Origin of the sequence: Nocardioides panzhihuensis (assembly GCF_013408335.1) — a bacterium.
Classification (GTDB): domain Bacteria; phylum Actinomycetota; class Actinomycetes; order Propionibacteriales; family Nocardioidaceae; genus Nocardioides; species Nocardioides panzhihuensis.
Map to the genome: position 1 here is coordinate 1,771,535 of NZ_JACBZR010000001.1, position 19,982 is coordinate 1,791,516.

The window sequence follows — 19,982 nt, forward strand, 5'->3', positions numbered from 1 at the left end:
TACCCCCCCATGCCCGCACCGCGCCCAGTCACGACGCCCCACGGGGCGACGACCGATGACCGCTCCGTCGAGGTCGCCGATTCGCTACGCCGCCGTGGCGTGGGGCGGGTGGACGACTCGGTGCTGGCGAGGGCGTTGTACTCCTCTGACGCCAGCCTGTACCGGGTGGTGCCACAGGTCGTGGTGCGGGCCCAGCACGCAGACGAGCTCTACGCGGTCCACGAGGTCTCGCGCGAGCTTCGAGTGCCGGTGACGATTCGCGGTGCCGGCACCTCGATCGCGGGCAACGCGATCGGCCCCGGCATCGTCGTCGACACCCGCGACCTGCGCCGGATCAGCATCGATCCGGAGACTCGGACCGCCACGGTCGACCCAGGGGTGGTGCACGCCGACCTGCAGCGTGCGGCAGCACCGTACGGCTTGAGGTTCGGGCCGGACCCGTCCACGCATCCACGGTGCACGATCGGCGGGATGATCGGGAACAACGCCTGTGGTTCGCGGGCGTTGGGGTACGGGCGTACGGCAGACAACGTCGAGGGTCTGACCGCGCTGTTCGGGACCGGTGAGGTCGCCCGCCTCGGCGCCGGCGCCGGAGAGCAGGGGCCTACGGCCAAAGCTCTCGCCGGGCTGGCCGACGACCACCTGGCGCACATCCGGACGAGCTTCGGGCGGTTCGGACGTCAGGTGAGCGGCTACAGCCTGGAGCATCTTCTTCCCGAGCGGGGCCGTCGGATGGAGCGGTTCCTGGTCGGTTCGGAGGGAACGCTGGCGACGGTTCTCGAGGCGACGGTGCGACTCGTGCAGGACGAGCCTGGCCGGGTGCTGCTGGTGCTGGGGTATCCGACGATGCCCGATGCGGCCGACGCGGTGCCGGCGCTGCTGGCGGCCGCGCCGGGTCGCCTGATCGCGTGCGAGGGCATGGACGCACGGATCGTGGAGCTGGTGCGTGCGAAGGGCAAGCCGATCCCGGAGCTTCCTCGCGGTGGTGGCTGGCTGCTTGCCGAGGTCGCCGGCGCGGATGCGGTGGCCGTGGTCGAGCAGCTGCGGCGCGCCGGCGGTGCGCTCGACACCCGCTTCGTGTCCGACCGGAACGAGGCGGCGGCACTGTGGCAGATCCGCGAGGACGGCGCCGGACTGGCCGGCCGCTCACTCTCCACCCCGGCGTACTCGGGTTGGGAGGACTCCGCCGTTCCACCCGAGCACCTCGGTGCCTGGCTGCGTGACTTCGACGAGATCCTGGCAGCGTACGGACTGCAGGGCTTTCCGTACGGTCACTTCGGTGACGGTTGCATCCACTGCCGTATCGATTTCCCGTTCGAGGCCGGCGACCCGGGTAGTGCGCAGGTGTTCCGCGACTTCATGACGGCATGCGCGATGAAGCTGAAGGAGTACGGCGGGTCGCTGTCGGGCGAACATGGCGACGGCCGGGTGCGCTCGGAGCTGCTGACGTTGATGTACGACGCGGACTCGATCGCCCTCTTCGGAGCGGCCAAGCAGATCTGCGACCCGGACAACCTGATGAACCCGGGCAACATCGTCGAGCCGGCCTCGATCACCGACGACCTGCGACCGGTCCGGCCGGTCACACTGCCGCGCCACCGTGGGCTCAACCTGCTCCACGACGACGGAGACCTGGGTGCCGCCGTGCACCGTTGTACCGGCGTGGGCAAGTGCGTGGCGCCGAAGACCACCGGGGTGATGTGTCCCTCCTATCTCGCCACCCGGCAGGAGAAGGACTCCACCCGTGGCCGCGCCCGCGTGCTGCAGGAAGCCCTCGACGGCAGCCTGGTGCAGGGACTCGCGGACGAGGCCGTCGGTGAGGCGCTGGACCTGTGTCTGGCCTGCAAGGGCTGCTCGAGCGACTGCCCCAGTGGCATCGACATGGCGACGTACAAGTCCGAGGCGCTGTACCAGAAGTACGACGCGCCCGGCGGCGCCAACGAGCGCAGGCCGCGCTCGCACCTCGTGCTCGGCAGGCTGCCCATGTGGGCGCGGCTGGCAAGGCCGATGGCGCCGCTGCTGAACGCGTCGATGAAGATCGGTCCGATCGCGAGCCTGGCCAAGAAGACCGCCGGCATCGACCAGCGCCGCTCGATCCCCACCTTTGCGGACAAGACCTTGAAACGGTCCGCGCAGACTGCTCGGGTCACGACCTCCGAGGACGCCCCGGACGTGTGGATCTGGGCCGACTCCTTCACCGACCACTTCTTCACCCAGTCAGGGCACGCCGCGATCCGGTTCCTCGAGGCGCACGGGCTCACCGTCCGGGTCATCGGCGACAAGGCCTGCTGCGGCCTGACCTGGATCACCACCGGCCAGCTCGACCAGGCGAGGCGGATCATGGACCGGACCGTACGGACCCTCGCCCCGTACGTTGCCTCCGGCGTGCCGGTCCTGGGGCTCGAGCCCTCGTGCACCGCGACCCTGCGCTCGGACTCCCTCGAGCTGTCCGACCTGCCCGAGGCCAGGACCGTCGCGGAGGGGATGCTGACCTTCGCCGAGCTCGTCACCCGGCTCGATCTGCCGCTACCCGACCTGAAGGGTGTCGACGTCGTCGCGCAGCCGCACTGCCACCAGCACGCGGTCCTGGGCTGGGCGGCCGACGAGGCGCTGCTGAGCAAGGCCGGGGCCAACGTCACCAGGGTCTCGGGCTGCTGCGGTCTCGCTGGGAACTTCGGTGTCGAGGAGGGCCACTACGAGGTCTCCGTCGCGGTCGCCGAGACCCACCTGCTCCCGGCGCTTCGGGCCAACCCGGATGCGGTCGTCCTAGCCGACGGGATGTCCTGCCGCGTCCAGCTCGACGACCTCGCAGACGTCCCTGCCCTCCACCTGGCGGAGCTGTTCGCTTCGCGCCTTTAGCCGACCTGTCGCGTAGGGGGTATCGCAAGCCGTGGTGCGGACCGACCAGTATGTTGCGTCGGTGCTCCCGCCAGACGCCTACGCCCGCCTCTCCGCCATTTTCGATGGCGCCTTTGCGCCGCTCGCGATCTGAGACGTGCCGGTGCTGACCGATCTGCTCACCCTCACCGGGGTCGCGCTTCTGGTGTTCGTGGTCGCTGCGCTCGTACAGGCGGTGACCGGTTTCGGGTCTGTTCTTGCGGCGGTGCCCGGTCTGCTTCTCGTGACCGACCCGGCCCGCGCCGTGGTCGCGGCGACGGCCGTCAGCCTGGTCCTCACAGCCGGCGTCGCGCTGCGTGAGCGTGCGTACGTCGACCGGCGGGACAGTCTGCTGCTGACTCTCACGGGGATCATCGGGATGCCGGTCGGTCTGGTGCTGTTGGCGGTGGCCGACGAACGTCTGCTCACGGCCGGGATCGCGGTGGTGATGCTGATCCTGGTGCTGCTGATGGCGGTCATGCCGAAGGTCGGACGTCGTGGTCTGCCGGTAGCCGGCATCGTGAGCGGAGGACTGCTGACCTCGACCGGGATGAACGGCCCTCCTCTGGTGATGGTGCTCATCGATCGCGAGCCGAGGCGCTATCGGGCCACTCTGCAGGCGGTGTTCGCCGGTCAGGATCTCGTCGCGGTCGCTGCCTTCCTCGTCCTCGGTCACATCGACGTCGAGGTGCTGCTGCTCGCCCTCGGTGGAGTGGCCGGGCTGCCTGTCGGCTGGCGGCTGGGTGATGCCGTCTTCCATCGGGTCTCACCGGCGCGGCTGCGACCGCTCGTCATGGGCACGCTCGTCGTCTCGGCGGCTGCTGTGTTGGTGAGCTCGCTCGTCTGAGCAAGAGCGTGAGGGAATGATCTGCCCTGACTGATGCTTATCCTGCGTACGACCAAGTGCAGAACGGCACAGACCGGTCAGACGTATCGCAGGGGCTGGTAGGTCGGACCCAGAGGACAACGTCGCCAGGGCCGAAGGCTTCCTGAAGAGAGGGAGACGATGACCAGCGGTGAGACGATGAGGAGCAGGCGGGACCCGGTCGTTGTCGCCGGGATCGTCTGTAGTCTCCTGGCATGGGTGTGAGTGCGGCTGAGTCGGGAGACCTTCCCGAGTCGGTGGTGGGGGAGTTGCGCCGCACCGCCACCGAGTTGCTGGGTCGTGTGTCGTCCTACGCCGATGACATGTTCGACTACATCCTCGAACGGATCCCGGAGGCCGGTGCCGATGAGGATCTCCGCGGTCTGACGCTGGGGTCGTGCTCCTCGAACCTCGAGGCGGCGCTCTCGATGGTGCGGCACGGTATCGATGTGAGTGCCGCGTCGGCGCCGGTCACGGCGCTCGAGCATGCGCGTGCGATGGCGGCCCGCGGCTACAGCGTCGACGTGATGCTGCGCTTCTACCGGATGGGCCACGCCTACTTCAGTGAGCGGATCCTGGCCAGGATCGCCGATCTCGTGCAGGCCCCGGGGCTTTCCCTTGCGGTGGTGGACTACCTGCAGCGCTACGCGTTCGCGTACGTCGATCGCATCTCCAGTGAGGTCGCGACCGAGTACGTCGCCGAGCTCGACCGTATTCAGAACCGGGACCGAGCGGCCCGGACGGACGCGGTCCGCGCGTTGATCGCCGGGGACCGGATCGACCTCGGGCGCGCCGAGCGTACGTTGGTGCATCGCCTCACCGGCTGGCAGACGGCCTTCGTCTGCTGGACCGATCGCGATGACTCCGACCTCGCGCGGGTCGGTACGACGGTCGGAGCCCATTTCGGTTCGCCGCATCCCCTGCTGGTCCCGGATGGCGCCCAGGCCCTGTGGGGCTGGGTCTCCACCGCGCGAGCTCCCGGTGTGGCGACGGAGAGCCTTGCTCCATTGGCCGACCAGATTCCCAAGCCGGTTCGGATCTCGATCGGAGCCCCAGCGCAGGGCCCTGGCGGATTTCGCGATTCCCATGTCCAGGCGCAGCGGGGTCGTCGGATCATCGGGCTCATGGGTCGCGCATCCGCGGTCACGCCGTACGCGGAGATCGCGCTCGTGGACGCGATGAGTGGCGATCTCGACCTGGCCCGCGCGTTCGTCGCGACCGAGCTGGGTGGGCTGGCGGTCACCGGGCGCCGGGAGGAGGAGGAACGGCGGACGCTGCTTGCGGTGCTCGACGCACAGGGTGGCCTGGCGGCCGCGGCCGACGAGCTCGGCGTACACCGCAATACCGTCCTGCAGCGCCTCCGCCGGGCCGAGGAGCGGCGCGGGCGCCCGGCGACCCAGCGCGTTGCCGAGCTGCATGCCGCATTGCGTCTGGCGGGTGTGCTGGGTCCGGTGGTGCTCAATCCGAAACCTCGGTGATCCCGGCCATTATGTGCTGGGCGCACATCGATGTGGGCTCGGTTACCCTAGTGGGGGATCGCTCGCGGTTCGTACGTTGAGGGCATGTCAGCAACCGCAGAGCAACCCGCAGCCACCCGCCATGCGCTCCCGGACCCGGGTGAGAGGGTCCCGACGATCTCCTGGCCCATCGTGGGCATCTTCTCCGGTGCGATCGCGCTCTTCGCGGTCTCGACGTGGGCGGCGTTGACCGAGCGGCTTCCGGTCCCGGTGACGGTCCTGCTGAGTGGGGCCGCGATCTTCGTGCTGTTCACTGTGCTGCACGATGCCGCGCACTACTCGATCAGCACCCATCGCTGGGTCAACGTGGCCTTCGGCCGGGTCGCGATGCTCTTCGTCTCGCCGCTGATCTCGTTCAAGTCGTTCGCGTTCATCCACATCGAGCACCACCGCAACACCAACGACGACGACAACGACCCCGACCACTTCGTCAGTGGCGCCCCGTGGTGGCAGGTCCCGTTCCGGTTCCCGCTGATGGACGTGCCGTACCTCTCCTTCCTGGTGCGCAATGTGAAGCGTCGCCCCCAGTCAGAGGTGCTCGAGACGGTCTTGCTGATGGGCACGACGATCGCCGTGATCGTCGCCGCGGGCTTCGCCGGACATCTGTGGACGCTGGCGGTCCTTTATCTGATCCCCGAGCGGGTCGCGATGTTCGTGCTGGCCTGGTGGTTCGACTGGCTGCCGCACCACGACCTGGAGGACACCCAGCAGGAGAACCGCTACCGCGCCACCCGCAACCGGGTCGGATCCGAATGGGTACTCACGCCGCTGCTCCTCTCGCAGAACTATCACCTGGTCCACCACCTGCATCCCTCGATCCCGTTCTACCGCTACGTCGCGGCCTGGCGTCGCAACGAGGAGGCCTACCTCGAGCGCGATGCCGCGATCGGCACCGTCTTCGGTCATCAGCTCGATGCGGAGGAGTACCGCGAATGGAAGACGCTGAACGGCAAGATGGCCCGCCTCCTCCCGGTGCGGATGCCGAAGCGATCCTCGGCTCGTGCCGCGGAGTTCCACCGGGTTCCGATCGCTGGCGTCGACCGGCTGACCGACGACAGCGTGCTGATCCGCTTCGCCGTGCCTGACGAGCTGCGCGAGAAGTTCTCTTTCGAACCCGGTCAGCACGTCCCCGTGCGCACCGACCTCGGCGGAGAGGGCGTACGTCGCAACTACTCGATCTGCTCCTCGGCCACGTCCGACACCTTGGCGATCGCGGTCAAGCACATCCCGGGCGGAGCCTTCTCCACCTTCGCGATGGAGCAGCTCCGAACTGGCGACACCCTCGAGCTGATGACACCGACCGGTTCGTTCGGGACAGCGGTCGACTCGCTCGCCGCGAAGAGCTATGTGGCGATCGCCGCCGGCAGCGGGATCACCCCGATCCTCTCGATCCTGCAGACCACCCTCGCCGTCGAGACGGAGAGCCGCTTCACCCTGATCTACGGAAACCGGGACGTGGACAGCACGATGTTCCGCGACGACCTCGATGACCTCGAGGCGCGCTACGCCGACCGGCTCCGGATCATCCACGTACGCTCCCGCGACCCCCGGCACCCGGAGCATCTGCGCGGCCGGATCGACCGGGCCAAGCTCGAACGCTGGCTCGGCTCCGAGCTGGCCGCGTCCTCGGTGGACGAGTGGTTCCTGTGCGGACCGGTCGAGATGGTGACCGACCTGCATGGGTTGCTGACCGAACGCAGCATCGAGCCGGACCGTGTGCACGTCGAGCTGTTCCACGGCTACCAGAAGGTTCGGGTCGCCGACGGCTTCGCCCCGGCCGCGGTCAACGTCGGCCTGCGTGGCCGACAGCACGAGGTCTCTCTGGCAGCCGGCGACACCGTCCTCGAGGCCGCGTTGAAGGCGGGGCTCGAGGCGCCGTACGCCTGCCTCGGCGGAGCCTGCGGCACATGCAAGGCGAAGGTCCTGTTGGGGTCGGTTGCCATGGAGCAGAACTTCGCCCTGTCCTCGATCGAGGTCGAGACCGGCCACGTGCTCACCTGCCTGTCCCGCCCGACCACACCGTCCGTCTCCGTCGACTACGACAACTGATCTGTCCAGCCCGTCCAGTCGAGGCTGCGGGTTGCCTCTGCGCGACCACCACTCGATCTGAACCGATGGAAACCCCGATGTCCGCTGACGAGCACACGGTGCCGTTGAGGGGATGCCTGCCTCGCTCACGCCCAGAAAGCGATAGATGCGTGGGTGGACTGCTCGAACAAACCTATGTTTGGAGTCGGTAGGCACGTGGCCGAGTGCGCGAGCACGCTTGCTCCACGGATGCAGTGTTGAAGCAGGCGCGCTCCAGCTCTCGGTCACAGGTCGAAGGTGGCCACGACGGGTCGGTGGTCGGATCCGGGGTCGTTCTTACGGGCGTTCGGGTTGTCGGTTATCGACGGCGTCTTGCCGCCGCCGGTGGTGACGTTCTTGGCCTTCGCTACCAGGGCCCTGGAGACGAGGAGGTGATCGATGAGCTCGCGTCGGCCCTGGTAGATCCGTGAGTAGCGCTCGTCTTGGGGGATCAACGGGGCGAGGTTCCACATGCGGACGGCGTCGCCCTTGTCGGGTTTGTCGTACCCGGCGGTGCCGATCTCGGATCCGCCGGGGCCGAGGAGTATCTGGGTGGTCGCGGCCTGGACCTCGTCGTTGAGGTCGCCCCCGATGAAAACGGCGTTGGTCGCGCCATCCCCGTCGAGGAGTACGTCGATGCCTGCGCGGATGGCGGCCGCTTCTCCCGCTCGGCGGGTGAGGGCGTAGACGCCGTAGCGGGCTCGTTCGCCTTCGTTCTTGGGGCTGAATCGGCCGCCGGGGAAGGTCAGGAGCTTGGACTTCAGGTGGGTGGAGACGACGTCGACGCTGGTTCCTTTGCTCCGGATGCGGGCGCGTAGTGCCGGGCGTCCCATGGCGTCGATGGTGGTTCCGTCGTCCTCGACCTGGATGGGTCGAAGCTGCTCGGGGAGGTCGCGGATCTGCTCGACCTTGGTCAGCGCGGGTTTGGAGATGATGCCGACGCGGATGCCGCGTCCGTCTGGGTCAGCCAGTGCCGTACGCCAGGTTCCGTTCAGCATGGCGACGAGGTCGTCGAGAGCGTCGGGGTCGCCGATCTCCTGGACGCAGAGTGCGTCGGGTGCGAGTTCGTTGATCGTGGCGGCGAGCGTGGTGAGCTTGTTGTCGTAGTCCTTCTTGCTGGATGGACCGTCCTTGCCGGGGCGGAAGAGGTTTTCGAGGTTCCATGTGCCGAGAGTCGTCATGCCTCCCCCGGTACGCGGTGCAGATGAACGCGCCAAGGCGGTGACGAGAATCGTCTGCCGCCAAGGGCTGGCTGACCAGCGACCGCTCGTGGCAGATCGTGTACGACAGGTGTCCAGGACAGTGGAGACTGAGCGAGAAGAGGGTGGATCGGGCCTAGCCTTCGGCCGGTTTCTCGGAACGTGAGCGGAGACGTCGGAGCATACGGGCGTCTTCAAAGCCGACCGTTCGCGCAGCTGCTTCGACTGTCGTGCCGTGGCCGATCAAGTGTTCGGCCTTCTCGAGCCGGAGAAGTTGTTGATAGCGGAGCGGGGTCAGCCCTGTTGCAGCGACGAAGACCCTTGTGAGGGTTCGCTCGCTGACGCCGACCTGGCGAGCGAGGTCGGAGAGCAGGAGACGGTCGGCGTAGCGCTCGTCGATGAGATCCTGTACCCGATGGGAGAGGTCGCTGAGGTGGCCCCGATGCCGCAGGATCACGCTCTCCTGAAGCTCGTGCCCGTTGCGTCGCGCGTAGACGACCATTTCCCGTGCCACACGCGCGGCTACTTCGGGGCCATCGTTCCCGGCGACAAGGTGCATGGCGAGGTCGATGCCGCTGGCGATTCCTGCAGACGTAGTCACCCGGTCATCGGTCACGTACAGGACATCTCGCACGAGCTTCGCCTGTGGGTAGTGGGCTGCGAGCTCGCCGGCCAGGTCATGGTGAGTGGTGAATTGGCGACCATCGAGCAATCCGGCCGTTCCGAGCGCGTCCGCCCCCGAGCACACGCTTGCGACGGTTCCTCCGTTCGCGTGGTGGCGGCGCAGCCGTTGCGCGGTTTCCGGCCCGATCGTCGGACCCCGTCGTGGCCGCGACCAGCTCCACCCCGGCACGATGACCAAGTCGTCCGCGCCGAGGTCCGGCCAGCGGACCTGTGCCTGCACCGGGATGCCCTGGGCTGTCAGGATCGTCTCGGTCTCGGCCACATAGCTCAGCCGGTATCCGCGGCCGAGGTCGTTCGCGGTGGAGAAGACCTGTGCCGGCCCGGCAAGATCCAGCAGGTGCAGGTTCGGGGTCAGTAGGAACGCGACGTGGATGGTCATGATCCGGTCAGGATCGCATCGGTTCTGTAACCAGTTCGTCGATGGTCCGGATGGTGGCAAACCGGCGCGCCAGGACATACTCGGTCCGCTCGGTCACCACCTCAGGGCTGAGGGTTCGCGGATCGGCCAGGACCTGCTCGAGGGGCGCATCGACCGGCATCGTCCAATGCGGCAGGGGAGTGGTCGCAGTCGCATCGGTGACAAACACAACGTCGTACCCGAGGTCGGAGGCGATCCGCGTGGTCGTCTCGCAGCACTGCTCGGTGCGGATGCCACTGATCACCACCTCGGTGACTCCGTGCTGGGTGAGGACTTGCTGCAGATTCGTGGTGGTGAACGCGTTGTGGGAGACCTTCGTGACCACGGATTCGTCTGGCCTCGGCTCGAGGCCATCGATCAGCCGAACGTAGCCGTTGGCTGGGTCGAAGACACCGGCGGAGCCCGGTTCAGCATGCAGCACCCAGACCACCAAGTCGCCCCTGTTGCGCGCCGCGCGAACCAGACGGGCTACCCGCTCGGCGATGTCGGGGCGGTTCACGGCTGGCCAGTTCGGGAGGGCCCGGAAGGACTCTTGGACGTCGATGACGATCAGCGCGGTTCGGCTCATGAAGTTCAGCCTGGCAGGCTCCGCTGTGCCGCAGAAGGCTTGATCAGGACGGGCAGCGGACGGATCTGGTCAAAGATGAACGCGGCTCCCCGAACCCATGACGAGATGGGATCGGGGAGCCTCGGTGTGGGGGCTAGAAGCAGAAGCCCTGGCCGCTACCGAAGGAGTGGCACTGCACCTGCTTCTCCGCGCTGCTGGTCTTGCCGGAGTTGTCGGTCACGGTGAGCTTGACCGTGTACGTCCCGTTCCTGCTCGGATAGGTGTGCGAGGCCTTCGCCCCTGTCCCGGTCGTGCCGTCGCCGAAGTTCCAGGCATACGACGCGATCGATCCGTCCGAGTCGGTCGACGCTGAGCCGTCGACCGCACAGGTCAGGCTGCTCATGCAGTTCACACTGAGCTTGGCCGTCGGGGCCGAGCCGCCGGGCAGCGGGTCGGTGTTGCCGAGCTGCTCGTTGGCCCAGTCGCCCATCACGCCCCACAGCTTTCCGTGAGCGTTGTAGGACGCGCAGTCGGTCCGGAGCCATGAGAAGACGCCGTAGACCTTGCCCTGGTAGTAGTACGGGCCGCCACTGTCGCCCTGGCACAGGCCGAGGCTGCCGTCGCCGTACCCGCTGCACATCATGTAGCGGTCGTCGTACTGCTGATTGATGTTGGCACAGTTCTGCTTGTCGACCGTCGGCAGGACCGCTTCATACAGCTTGGTGTTGCCTTGGTTGTCGTTCGCATCGGTCTTGCCGTAGCCGATCGCCGTACCGCGGGTGCCGAGCGGCAGCGAGTCGGATGACTTGGCGATCGACGGGTAGGCCATCCCGGCTGGTGTCGGAATGTCGGTCTTGGTGACGATGACGGCAACGTCCCAGCCGGTCCGCCAGCCCTCATTGGCGTTGTAGTTCGGGTGGCTCCTGTACTCCTGGATCTCGATCCGGGCGCCCTTGCTGGTGTCGCTCAGGTCGTCCCGCCCGTAGATCAGGTACTTCTCGCCCTGCGCGTACTTGCAGTGCGCCGCGATCAGCACGAGCCGCTTCGCCACCACGGTCCCAGTGCAGGACTGCTCGGTCGGCCGAGCTCCTCCGGTCCGGTGCTGCGAGATGATGAACGGGTACTTGCAGACGGTTGTCGGCGTACCATCAACGACGTTGGGGCTCATTTTGCTGTCACATCCTGGTGACGGCGTCGTGGGCTCGTTCGCGACGTAGAGCAGCTTGTTCGGGGTGTCCGAGGACAGGCCCGACATCTTGCCGGTGCTGGCGTTGTCCAGGATCCACGTCTCCAGTTGCGCCGGCGTGCTGCTCGGCACCTCGGACAATCGGAGCGCCATTGCTCCAGCAACGTGCGGCGCGGCCATCGACGTACCGCTGAGTTGCCCGTACGCCGTATCGCTGCCCCTGAAAGCGGAGTCGATCCCGGAACCTGGAGCGAACAGGTCCATACAGCTGCCGGCATTCGAGTCACCGGCCCGGGTGTCGCTGCTCGTCGCGTTCGCCACCTGCAGTGCACTCGGCGTCTGACCGCCCGGGCCGTAGTTACAGGCATTGCTGCCGTTGTTGCCGGTGATCAGCGACCACTGCACACCGGAGTTGATCGAGGCTTTGATCGCATTGACCGCGATGTCCTTGTCGTCGGTGTAGACGCTCAGATTGACGACCGCCGGCTTGACCGCGTTCTGCGTCACCCACTCGGCGGCGGTGATCAGGTCGACGTCCTCGCCGTACCCGTCGCAGCCGAGGATGCGCACCGAAACAAGGTTGGCCTTCTTCGCCACACCGCGCGTCTTGCCGGCAGCGATCCCGGCGACGTGGGAACCGTGGTTGTTGCAGTCGTTGCCCTGGTTCGGCGTTGCGTGGAAGTCCGCGCCGAACTTCGCCCGGCCCTCGAACTCCTGATGGGAGTACCGGATGCCGGTGTCGACGATATAGATGTTCGCCCCTGCACCGTCGTTCGGGTAGGTGTACTTCCTGTCGAGCGGCCGATCCCGTTGGTCGATGCGGTCCAGACCCCAGTTCACCGGGCTGTCCTGGGTGCCTCCGGGACCACCGATCGAGGCCCGGCCACTCTGCCGGACCTCGGACACGGCCGGATCGTTCGCGAGCTTCTTGGCCTGACCGGGCGACAGGTTCTTGACGACGTAACCCTGCATGGTTGCCGTCAGCACGCTCGTCACGTCACCGCCGTACCGGTCCGCCAAGGAGGCGGTCCTGCTGCCTACTGCGGCGGCGCTCCGTTGTGGCGCAAGGGTGACGAGGTAAGAACCGGGGACGGGGTGGCTCGCGTGATTGATGACAGTTCGGGGCGGCGACGGGTCCTGAGCCGACGCGGACGGAGTCGTCGCGATCACGGCGAAACCGGCCGTGATCGCGACGACTGAGGCGACCACGCGTCGAATTACTCTGCTCATGCTTCCTCCTGTGCGATGGGGAACGCACTGAAGGTAGGGAGCGGGCCGGAGCCGCGTACACCTCTGTTAAAGGCCGCCTTTCACTCCCGGTGACAACTCTGTTGAGACCAGCTCCACCGCATGCCGACGATCCCGGACGGCACGTCGGTCTCGGCAAGCAAGGCCGAGTTCGCGCCGCCGATCCACAGCTCGGTGTGGTTGCCTTCGGGTGCCGTGACCGTACGCCGGTCGTAGCGGTGACAGTGCGCCGGTACGACGCCCGGCGCGAACCGGGTCTGCAACACATACTCACGGACCGGTTCAGCGAAGCGATGTTCGTAGTTGACCATCAGCGTGCCCGGAGCGAATCGCCACTCGTATTCGAGCAGCGCGGGCTCGCCGAGGCCAAGGACCCGGTCCAGGATCAGTTCGGCCGCAACCAGACCGGCGGACCGGTCGGTCTCGATCTGTCCGATCCGAGCGTTCGCCACCTCGGTGAGCTCGGGTGGCTGATCGGGTCGCTCCTCGGCGAAGTAGAGCACCGCGAGGTGGGAAACCCGGTCGGCTGCGGCCCGGACGAGCTCGCGGACCAGAATCCGCTCGACCATCCGCTCCGAGTTGATCTCAACAGTGATCTGCACGCTGACTCGGCGGAGGCGATTCTCCCGGGGCACGCCGACAGCTCGTAGCAGTTCCTCCGGGCGGGGATCGGCGAACAGGATATCTGGGGACATACTGCCCTGCACGTGACCGATCCACCGCCCTCTCAGTCGGCGCGGCCCGAGGAGCGCCATCAACGCATTGGGTGGCAACTCCAGCAGCTGCTCGAGCAGCTGAACTGCGATCAGCGACGCGGCCCGCTCCGGACGGCTACGTCCCCGCCGCCAGTAGCTCAGAGTCGCGATACTCAGATGCGCCCCGCGTTCCCCCAACCAGTCCCGGATCTCCTCGAGAGTCAGCCCACGGACTTCGATCGCCAGGTGTAGCGCCGCCGGGAACGGCCCGTTCCGCAACGCCAGCTCCAACTCGTGCCGAACTCTGCCATCAGTGGCCCGATCCGCCATGGCGCCCAACTTCCTCACGAAGTGTGTGTGCACCTTCTAGCACCTCGCGATCAAAATGGCGAGAGCCAGGCGACCATTCGTGCCGAAGAAGTGGTCTACCTGGCCTTATAGGCTTATCCGGACAGTTGAGCCGGGGATGCGTGCACTCGTTGTGCCCAACCGGGCTGAAATGAGTTGTGGCCCTGACCCGGTCTCCCAGGTCAGGGCCACAATCCAATGCGTGCGCGAGGGGGGACTTGAACCGACATAAACCCCGCAGGTCAGGCCGACTTTTGGCCGATTCAGGCGTGAAGTGACCTCCCGTTACCTCCCGTTGCCTCCTGTTCTGGCCCGTGTTGTGCCCGGTGTCCGGGCACGGATTCGCACCTGATGCACGGAGGTGCAGAACATGGTGTGGATCGAGAAGCACAAGCGCAGTGACAAGGTGGTGTCGGCGTACGTCGTATGGCGGCTCGGCGGCGGCCGTGATGGTGAGAAGCAGTTCGAGGCGTTCAGTGCGGGGACGAGCGAGCAGAATCTGGCTCGTGCCGAGGGATTCCAGAAGATGGTCGTGGCCGCCGGAAGCCACTGGCCCGACGGCTGGGTGAAGGGCGAGGGGTTCGTACGTCCGAACGGCGGCGATCCGACCGCGGAGGCTCCTGCTTTCTCCACGATCGGCGAGGAGTACATCCGCCAGATCGTCGACATCACGCCCGGCCAGCGCAAGAAGTATCTCTCGCAGGTGCGCGTGCTCGCTCGCCTGGAGGTCCGCGGGCGGTTGCCGTTCGCGCAGCCAGTGTCGGCGATCAGCGAGCCGGAGGTGAAGGCTTGGCTGATTGACTGGGACCGTGCGCTGAAGACGAAGGCGAACTACCACGGTCTGATGTACGGCGTCTTCAACTATGCCGTGGAGCAGGGCTTCCTCACCGTCAACCCGTGTGCCCGGACGGCTCCGAAGCGTCGACGGGTCAAGCAGTCCCAGGCGGAGCTGCGGTTCCTGTCGGAGGACGAGTTCGCAGCTGTCGTGGCCAAGGCCGACGGCTACTCCTACTCCGCAGCCGACCTGATCCGGGCCACCGCCGGAACTGGCCTTCGTTTCGGTGAGATCACCGCGCTTTGGGTCAGTGACGTCGACTTGCGCAACCGGACGATCCGGGTGAACAAGGCGTGGAAGCGCGTGGGGGAGAACGGTGAGACCGAGGTCCCGTCGTGGCTGAAGAAGCAGATCCGCGATAAGCACACGATGCGCGAGCACTACCTCGGTAACCCGAAGACACCGAAGTCAAGGCGTACGGTCTCGATCTCGTCGAGCATGGCGACCATCCTGGAGAAGCTGATCGAGGGAAAGGCCGCGAACGACTTCGTGTTCGTCTCGCCAACTGGTCGGCCGGTGCACAACTCGGACTTCTATACCCGGGTCTGGCGTCCGCTGATGGATGAGGTGATCGAGGACGGGATCGCGTCGTTCCGGTTCCACGACCTGCGGCACACGCACGTGTCGTGGCTCATCGCCGGTGGCGCCCCGCTGCCGCACATCCAGGCACGGCTGGGACACGAGTCAATCACGACCACGATCGACACCTACGGCCACCTGCTACCCGCCGGCGATGAGCTGATCTCTGACATTATTGACGCAGTGATGAACGGCGAGCAGATCCGGCCGCCGCTCCACTTGCTGCGTGGGGGCGTCGATGCTGCGGTTGCCTGAGTGAAGGTCAGAGGCGCGAACGGCCCGACCCTCTGGGGCTGAGGTCGAGGACGTTCGCGCCGCTGGGCGCTGTCAGGGGCTGCTCGCAGGCGGTGATGAACTCGTTGAGGTGCTCGAGGCGGAACCTGACGTGTTTTCCGATTCTGCTGCATCGGATGCGGCGCTGGCGCACTGCGTCGGCAACCCAGCGCTGGGGCACGTTCAGGTACGTCGCTGCCTCCTCGATACTGAGCAGGTGGATCGCGTCAGCTTGTGCCGGGGCCTGTGTGGATTGGATGGCCATTCTTGACTCCTTGGAAGCGATCGATGTGCCGTCGTGTTTAAGGTGCCCCGCACCCGCCCACGACTCCGGCGGCGGGATTACTGGTCGCCCCGTACGCCACGCATTCAGCGGCGTTGAGCGTCGGCTGATTGACCGAGCAACCGATCAGCAGGCTGTGAACGGCTTTCGGTACGGGCTGTTCTTCCGCGGTCGAGACCTCAGCTGCCACGGAGGCACGTGGCCGGCGGTCCTGCGTGAAAGCTTGGCGCAGCACAGTGACGGGTGGCGCCAGCTCGGACTTGAGGCGCTGACGTACTTGGTGCTCGTGTCAACATTGGTGTATCTGAGTACGCGCCACGGCTGCGCTGGGAGAACGCGGACTACCTGCATTGATCCATCGGGGTGGACTTCGGTGCATCGAGGCATGCTGCTCGCTTCGCTGGACTGAAGCACTCACCGGCGCGACGACGTGCGTCTTTCGCCAGTGACTGCCATGCCGGAACAAGTCACGCGATGCTGCCTGCCTGGCAACTCAAGTGTCGAGTTTTCAATGGCGGGTCGGCGGTCAGCCACCTGCCAGCGGCGCCGAGATGCGATAGAGCGGGCCAGCCTCAAGTCCCGCGAGTGAGTCGAGTGTGAGCCTCTTCGGTCCATTCCTCGACTACGCCGGTGGACAGGTCGAGCCAGTAGGACGGTACGACCTGGTTGGGGGTGAAGCCGTGAGCATCGACGGCGCTGGCGAGCACGACGTCCCAGAGGAGGTCAAGCGCGGCGAGCTCGCAACCGTCGAAGGTGAGGATGTCGAGGGGTGCGAAGCCGGGGTCGGGGTGGGTGAGAACCCCTGGTATCGGGTCGAGCATTGCTAGAGTCTCGGGACGCACGCTCAATTTCCACGACCACCTGGGCTGCTCCTGGCGGGCATGGGCGACGAGGTCCCGGACTCGCTCCTGTGTCCAGTCGCTGGTGGTCATGCTTCTCATCGTAAAGCCTTGTCACGGGTGTCAGCGGCGCTCGCGAAAGCGGGCCGGTCGTCATTCACAGGCGGCGAGACCGGGGGACGTTTCCACAGGCGCCAGGTGCAGGCCACTGAGCGTGGGCGATCTGGGGTTCCTTACGGACATGGATGACATCAACACGAACGAGGCTTTGACCATCTGCCGGCGGGCGAGCTCCCTTCTCGTGGTGCTCGCGGATCACGCCGACGAGGCCGGGCTGGAGGACCTGGCGGTGTATCTGATGAATGCGCGCGCGGAGTTGGTGCTAAGACCGTGGCGCGCGCCGTGGGCCGAGCAGGTTCCTGTCAAGGGGCTGAGTCTGAGTCGGGGGATTGCGATGGTTCTTGACCTGCTCGATGGTCTCTGGGAGGAGACCGAGGAAATGGACGGGATCGTTGCGATCGCGATGGCTCGGCTGTGGGTGGTCGACGGGGTCAGGTGGCTGGACGGTGCGGCGCGGAAGATCGCTGAGGCTTACCGGAACAGCGTCGTCGAGCAGTGGCGGAAGTGACTACCGCCGGTCCCCTCGCAATGACGGCACGGATCCGGACCTACAAGGAGACTCCGCCATTGCCGGTGGTTCGACGGTGGTTGATCGCATTGCGGAAGTCGGCGCGGTTGATCGCGGCGACGCCGGGCGGGGCCATTCGGACAGGGTCAGTGCGGAGGTAGCGGCGCGCGACGGCGACCAGTGGCGTACGTCCTTCGTGTCGGACGGGTTCGAAGATCTGGCGGGCTTGGTGGGGTTGGAGGCCGTCGGTCGGGTCGATGCGCGGGAGGGTGTTGCGTACGAGGTAGATGCGGGTGTTGAAGCCGTGCTCGATGGCCCGGTGCAGGGCGTTGTCGACGTGGCGGAAGAGCTTGTCGAAGTTTCGGAGCGCGTCGACGTCGATCATCTCGCCGACGGGGACGGAGACGAGTAGACGTGCGGCGTCGGCGCTGTGCTGAGTGGCGCTGGCGCCGGTGCCGGCAAGGCCGCCAGCGGTTCGGGCAGTTTTCGACACCTTGGCGAGGTTCTGCTCGCGTCTGCGGAACTGTGCCGCCTGTTCCGGTGCGATGTCTCGGGCGCGGAGGGCGGCGAGGTTGGAGAGTTCGCGCTGGGAATGGAGCAGGTGTCGAAGGTTCGCCATTGAGGGGACGGTCGCGAGGGAGCTGAGGAGGCGGTGCTCGGCGGCGAGGACATGGGTGATCGTGTCGGCGTCCGGGGATATCTCCGGCTGTGGTGGGTGCCACCCGCGCCAGTCGATGTTGTAGTCGGGGATGCCGTAGCGCGCCTGGCTGTGGGTGGCGCAGTCGTCGATGTGCTGGTCGAGGCCGCGGACGCCCTTGAGGCGCTCCCAGCCCAGGAGGTTGCGGTAGCGGTGATCGAGGACGCGCAGGGCTTTGGTGATGTCAGCGATATCACCGACGAGAGTGAGCCACTCGCGGTGGGTGAGGATTCCGCCGCCGAGGCCGCCGTCGAGGTCGTGCTCGGCAAGGGCTGCTGCCTTGGCCGCTCGGCGCCAGTTTTCGAGAATGCCGATCTCTTGAGGAGAGGCGAGCTCGCTCAAGGATGGCAGCGGTCCAGGATTGCGGTGACGAAGTCGGGTCAGTGCTCTGCACAGCCAGTCCGGTGGCTCATAGAGTTCCAGGCTCCGCTCGGCCTTAGGATTCGGGTTGGCCTGCTCGAGGGCCTGGTGACACCACGTCAGAATGGTCCGCCGGTAACGGAGGATCTGCCTGGTGAACTCGACCTGTCGGGCCGCGGTGGCATGTGGCGGGTGCGTTCGGCTGATCTCGAGGAGCAGGCGGTAGTTGACTCGGTACTGGCCGAGCAAGGTGACGAGTGCGTTGCGGAGTTCACCGCCGTTCTCGCCGTACATCACGACCGCCCGGTGCTGCCGTTCACCGTGGTGTCCGTCTCGCGGGCCTCGAGGAGAGCTGCGAGGACGAGTTCGATCTGGAGGGCGTCGACGCCGTGGCGTACAAGGTCTTCGATGGTCTTGACCGCGAGGACGTAGAGCTGATCGGCGGGCAGCAGACCTGGGAGGATCTCTTCGTGGGCGGGGGACTGGTCGCCGTGGACCAGGTCGAGTTGGAGAAGTACGCGTTCGTAGGCGATGGAGCCCTCGACGGTGCGGGCGTTGTCGGCGAGCGCGGCGAGGTAGGAGCGTGCTTCGGCAAGGGTGACGGCGTGTGCGAGCAGCATGACGGTCTCCGTTCGCGGAGTGGTTGCTGAGGAAGGTGCAGGCTGAGCGACGATGCGCTCTTGACGGCGCGCGACCCGGTGGCCTGTGGAGAAGCCGGTCCTGGGCGTGGGCTGTGATGGAGCGGCGTACGTTTCACTTCGTGCTCTTGCGAGCGGCCGCGTCTTCGGCCAGAAACTGTTCGAAGTCGGCGCGGCGGTTGGGGATCGGGTTCTCGGCGGTCGTGCCCGCGTCCGCCTCACCGGGCCAGGGCGTCTGGCGGGTTGGCCGGTCGCGGTCGATGCGCGTGCCGCAGGTGGAGACCCACTCACGCAGCCGCGCGCGGGCCTCGGTGAAGTCGTGATGCCACTGCAGCGGCGCGGAGCCTGAGGAGTTCGGGTCGTAGCACTCACGCCAGTGGGTCTGGAGCGCGGAGAGCTCCCACACAAGCTCGTCATGGCGGTGCCACAGGGGAGGGACGATCGTGGCCGGCAGCCCGTAGGTGCGACGCAGCCAGTCGACCCACTCGTCGAGATCGCGCCACTCCGCCTCCGCCTCCTCGGCGCTGAGGCTGTTCCAGTCGATGGGACGTACGGGTTGGGGGATCTCGAGAACAGCGCGGTCGGTGGGGAGTTCGTCGGCGTCGTCCTCAGGCGGGTGCCAGGGCTCGGGATCGGGCTCGAAGGGGGCCTCGGGGGTATCAGACATGGCGCCGCTCAGATCGCGTGCAGGCTCGGTGCGGGCACCTGGGTGGCTGGCGGAGGCGTTGGCGGTGTGGGGGAGGGTCCGCGGGCGACGGTGTAGCGGGTGCGGTGCGCGTCGTGTCCGATCTGACGGGCGATGAACTCCTCGCGCTGCTCGACGGCGCCGTTGCGTTCGACCTGGTACTCGTTGACGTACCCCGATGCGATGATCTGGTCACCGACCTGGAACTGGTTGTATGCCTTCTCGGCCTTCGTCCCGAACATCGCCATGTTGTGGAAGGTGGGATCGAGCTTGGTGAAGTTCCCGTCGGCCTCCTTGCGGTAGTGCTCGACGCCGACGCGGGCGAAGAACCGGGCGATGCCGGTATCGCCGAAGGTCAGATGCGGAACGGTGGCGATGAACCCATGCAGGCTCATCTGGGTCGGGATCGTCATGACGTCCTCCTGCGGTGCTCGCGGCCACTGCGGTCGTGGCAGCTCTCGGCGATGAGGTGCGCATACCTGCCCGGCGGCCTGTGAGCGACGTGAGTGGGACA

The 19,982-nt window shown here is 66.7% G+C and carries 17 protein-coding genes; 6 read left to right on the plus strand and 11 right to left on the minus strand.

Features of this window, described 5'->3' with window-relative positions; genetic code table 11:
* Positions 1-9 precede the first annotated feature (9 nt).
* From BJ988_RS08280 to BJ988_RS08295, 4 genes are all read left to right on the plus strand, one after another.
* A complete protein-coding gene (locus BJ988_RS08280; RefSeq protein WP_179657590.1) occupies positions 10-2,859 on the plus strand; it encodes an FAD-binding and (Fe-S)-binding domain-containing protein in 2,850 nt (949 codons plus the stop codon).
* A 136-nt stretch (positions 2,860-2,995) separates the two neighbouring features.
* Positions 2,996-3,724 carry a TSUP family transporter gene (locus BJ988_RS08285; RefSeq protein WP_179657591.1) on the plus strand — a complete coding sequence of 243 codons (729 nt, stop codon included), beginning with the start codon at positions 2,996-2,998 and terminating at the stop codon, positions 3,722-3,724.
* A gap of 233 nt (positions 3,725-3,957) precedes the next feature.
* Entirely contained in the window at positions 3,958-5,220 is a 1,263-nt protein-coding gene (locus BJ988_RS08290; protein ID WP_179657592.1) for a PucR family transcriptional regulator, read from the plus strand.
* 84 nt (positions 5,221-5,304) lie between these two features.
* Positions 5,305-7,308 (plus strand): fatty acid desaturase, encoded by a 2,004-nt coding sequence (locus BJ988_RS08295; RefSeq protein WP_179657593.1) that lies wholly within the window; start codon positions 5,305-5,307, stop codon positions 7,306-7,308.
* Between the two features lie 263 nt (positions 7,309-7,571).
* Here the strand turns inward: BJ988_RS08295 and BJ988_RS08300 are convergent, their stop codons facing one another.
* The 5 genes from BJ988_RS08300 to BJ988_RS08320 form a co-directional block, all read right to left on the minus strand.
* Positions 7,572-8,507: an endonuclease/exonuclease/phosphatase family protein gene (locus BJ988_RS08300; RefSeq protein WP_179657594.1), complete on the minus strand. Its 936-nt coding sequence runs from the start codon at positions 8,505-8,507 to the stop codon at positions 7,572-7,574.
* 154 nt (positions 8,508-8,661) lie between these two features.
* Entirely contained in the window at positions 8,662-9,588 is a 927-nt protein-coding gene (locus BJ988_RS08305; protein ID WP_179657595.1) for a GlxA family transcriptional regulator, read from the minus strand.
* Positions 9,589-9,595: 7 nt separating this feature from the next.
* A complete protein-coding gene (locus BJ988_RS08310; protein ID WP_179657596.1) occupies positions 9,596-10,195 on the minus strand; it encodes a cysteine hydrolase family protein in 600 nt (199 codons plus the stop codon).
* A 133-nt stretch (positions 10,196-10,328) separates the two neighbouring features.
* Positions 10,329-12,590, minus strand: coding sequence for a S8 family serine peptidase (locus BJ988_RS08315; RefSeq protein WP_246321438.1), 2,262 nt, complete (start codon positions 12,588-12,590; stop codon positions 10,329-10,331).
* Positions 12,591-12,670: 80 nt separating this feature from the next.
* Positions 12,671-13,633, minus strand: coding sequence for a hypothetical protein (locus BJ988_RS08320; RefSeq protein WP_179657597.1), 963 nt, complete (start codon positions 13,631-13,633; stop codon positions 12,671-12,673).
* A 388-nt stretch (positions 13,634-14,021) separates the two neighbouring features.
* Between BJ988_RS08320 and BJ988_RS08325 the strand changes: the two genes are divergently transcribed.
* A complete protein-coding gene (locus tag BJ988_RS08325; RefSeq protein ID WP_179657598.1) occupies positions 14,022-15,320 on the plus strand; it encodes a tyrosine-type recombinase/integrase in 1,299 nt (432 codons plus the stop codon).
* Positions 15,321-15,327: 7 nt separating this feature from the next.
* On the opposite strand, the gene BJ988_RS08330 is transcribed toward BJ988_RS08325, so the two are convergent.
* Both BJ988_RS08330 and BJ988_RS08335 read right to left on the minus strand, forming a co-directional pair.
* A complete protein-coding gene (locus tag BJ988_RS08330) occupies positions 15,328-15,603 on the minus strand; it encodes a helix-turn-helix domain-containing protein (protein WP_179657599.1) in 276 nt (91 codons plus the stop codon).
* A 590-nt stretch (positions 15,604-16,193) separates the two neighbouring features.
* Positions 16,194-16,553 carry a hypothetical protein gene (locus tag BJ988_RS08335; RefSeq protein WP_179657600.1) on the minus strand — a complete coding sequence of 120 codons (360 nt, stop codon included), beginning with the start codon at positions 16,551-16,553 and terminating at the stop codon, positions 16,194-16,196.
* A gap of 148 nt (positions 16,554-16,701) precedes the next feature.
* Between BJ988_RS08335 and BJ988_RS08340 the strand changes: the two genes are divergently transcribed.
* A complete protein-coding gene (locus tag BJ988_RS08340; protein WP_179657601.1) occupies positions 16,702-17,088 on the plus strand; it encodes a hypothetical protein in 387 nt (128 codons plus the stop codon).
* Between the two features lie 40 nt (positions 17,089-17,128).
* Here the strand turns inward: BJ988_RS08340 and BJ988_RS08345 are convergent, their stop codons facing one another.
* From BJ988_RS08345 to BJ988_RS08360, 4 genes are all read right to left on the minus strand, one after another.
* Entirely contained in the window at positions 17,129-18,127 is a 999-nt protein-coding gene (locus tag BJ988_RS08345; RefSeq protein ID WP_179657602.1) for a hypothetical protein, read from the minus strand.
* Positions 18,128-18,438: 311 nt separating this feature from the next.
* On the minus strand, positions 18,439-18,765 hold the full coding sequence (locus tag BJ988_RS08350; protein WP_179657603.1) for a hypothetical protein: 327 nt from the start codon (positions 18,763-18,765) through the stop codon (positions 18,439-18,441).
* A 133-nt stretch (positions 18,766-18,898) separates the two neighbouring features.
* Entirely contained in the window at positions 18,899-19,450 is a 552-nt protein-coding gene (locus BJ988_RS08355) for a hypothetical protein (RefSeq protein ID WP_179657604.1), read from the minus strand.
* Positions 19,451-19,458: 8 nt separating this feature from the next.
* Complete coding sequence (locus tag BJ988_RS08360) at positions 19,459-19,881, minus strand: single-stranded DNA-binding protein (protein ID WP_179657605.1); 423 nt, start codon at positions 19,879-19,881, stop codon at positions 19,459-19,461.
* Positions 19,882-19,982 lie beyond the last annotated feature (101 nt).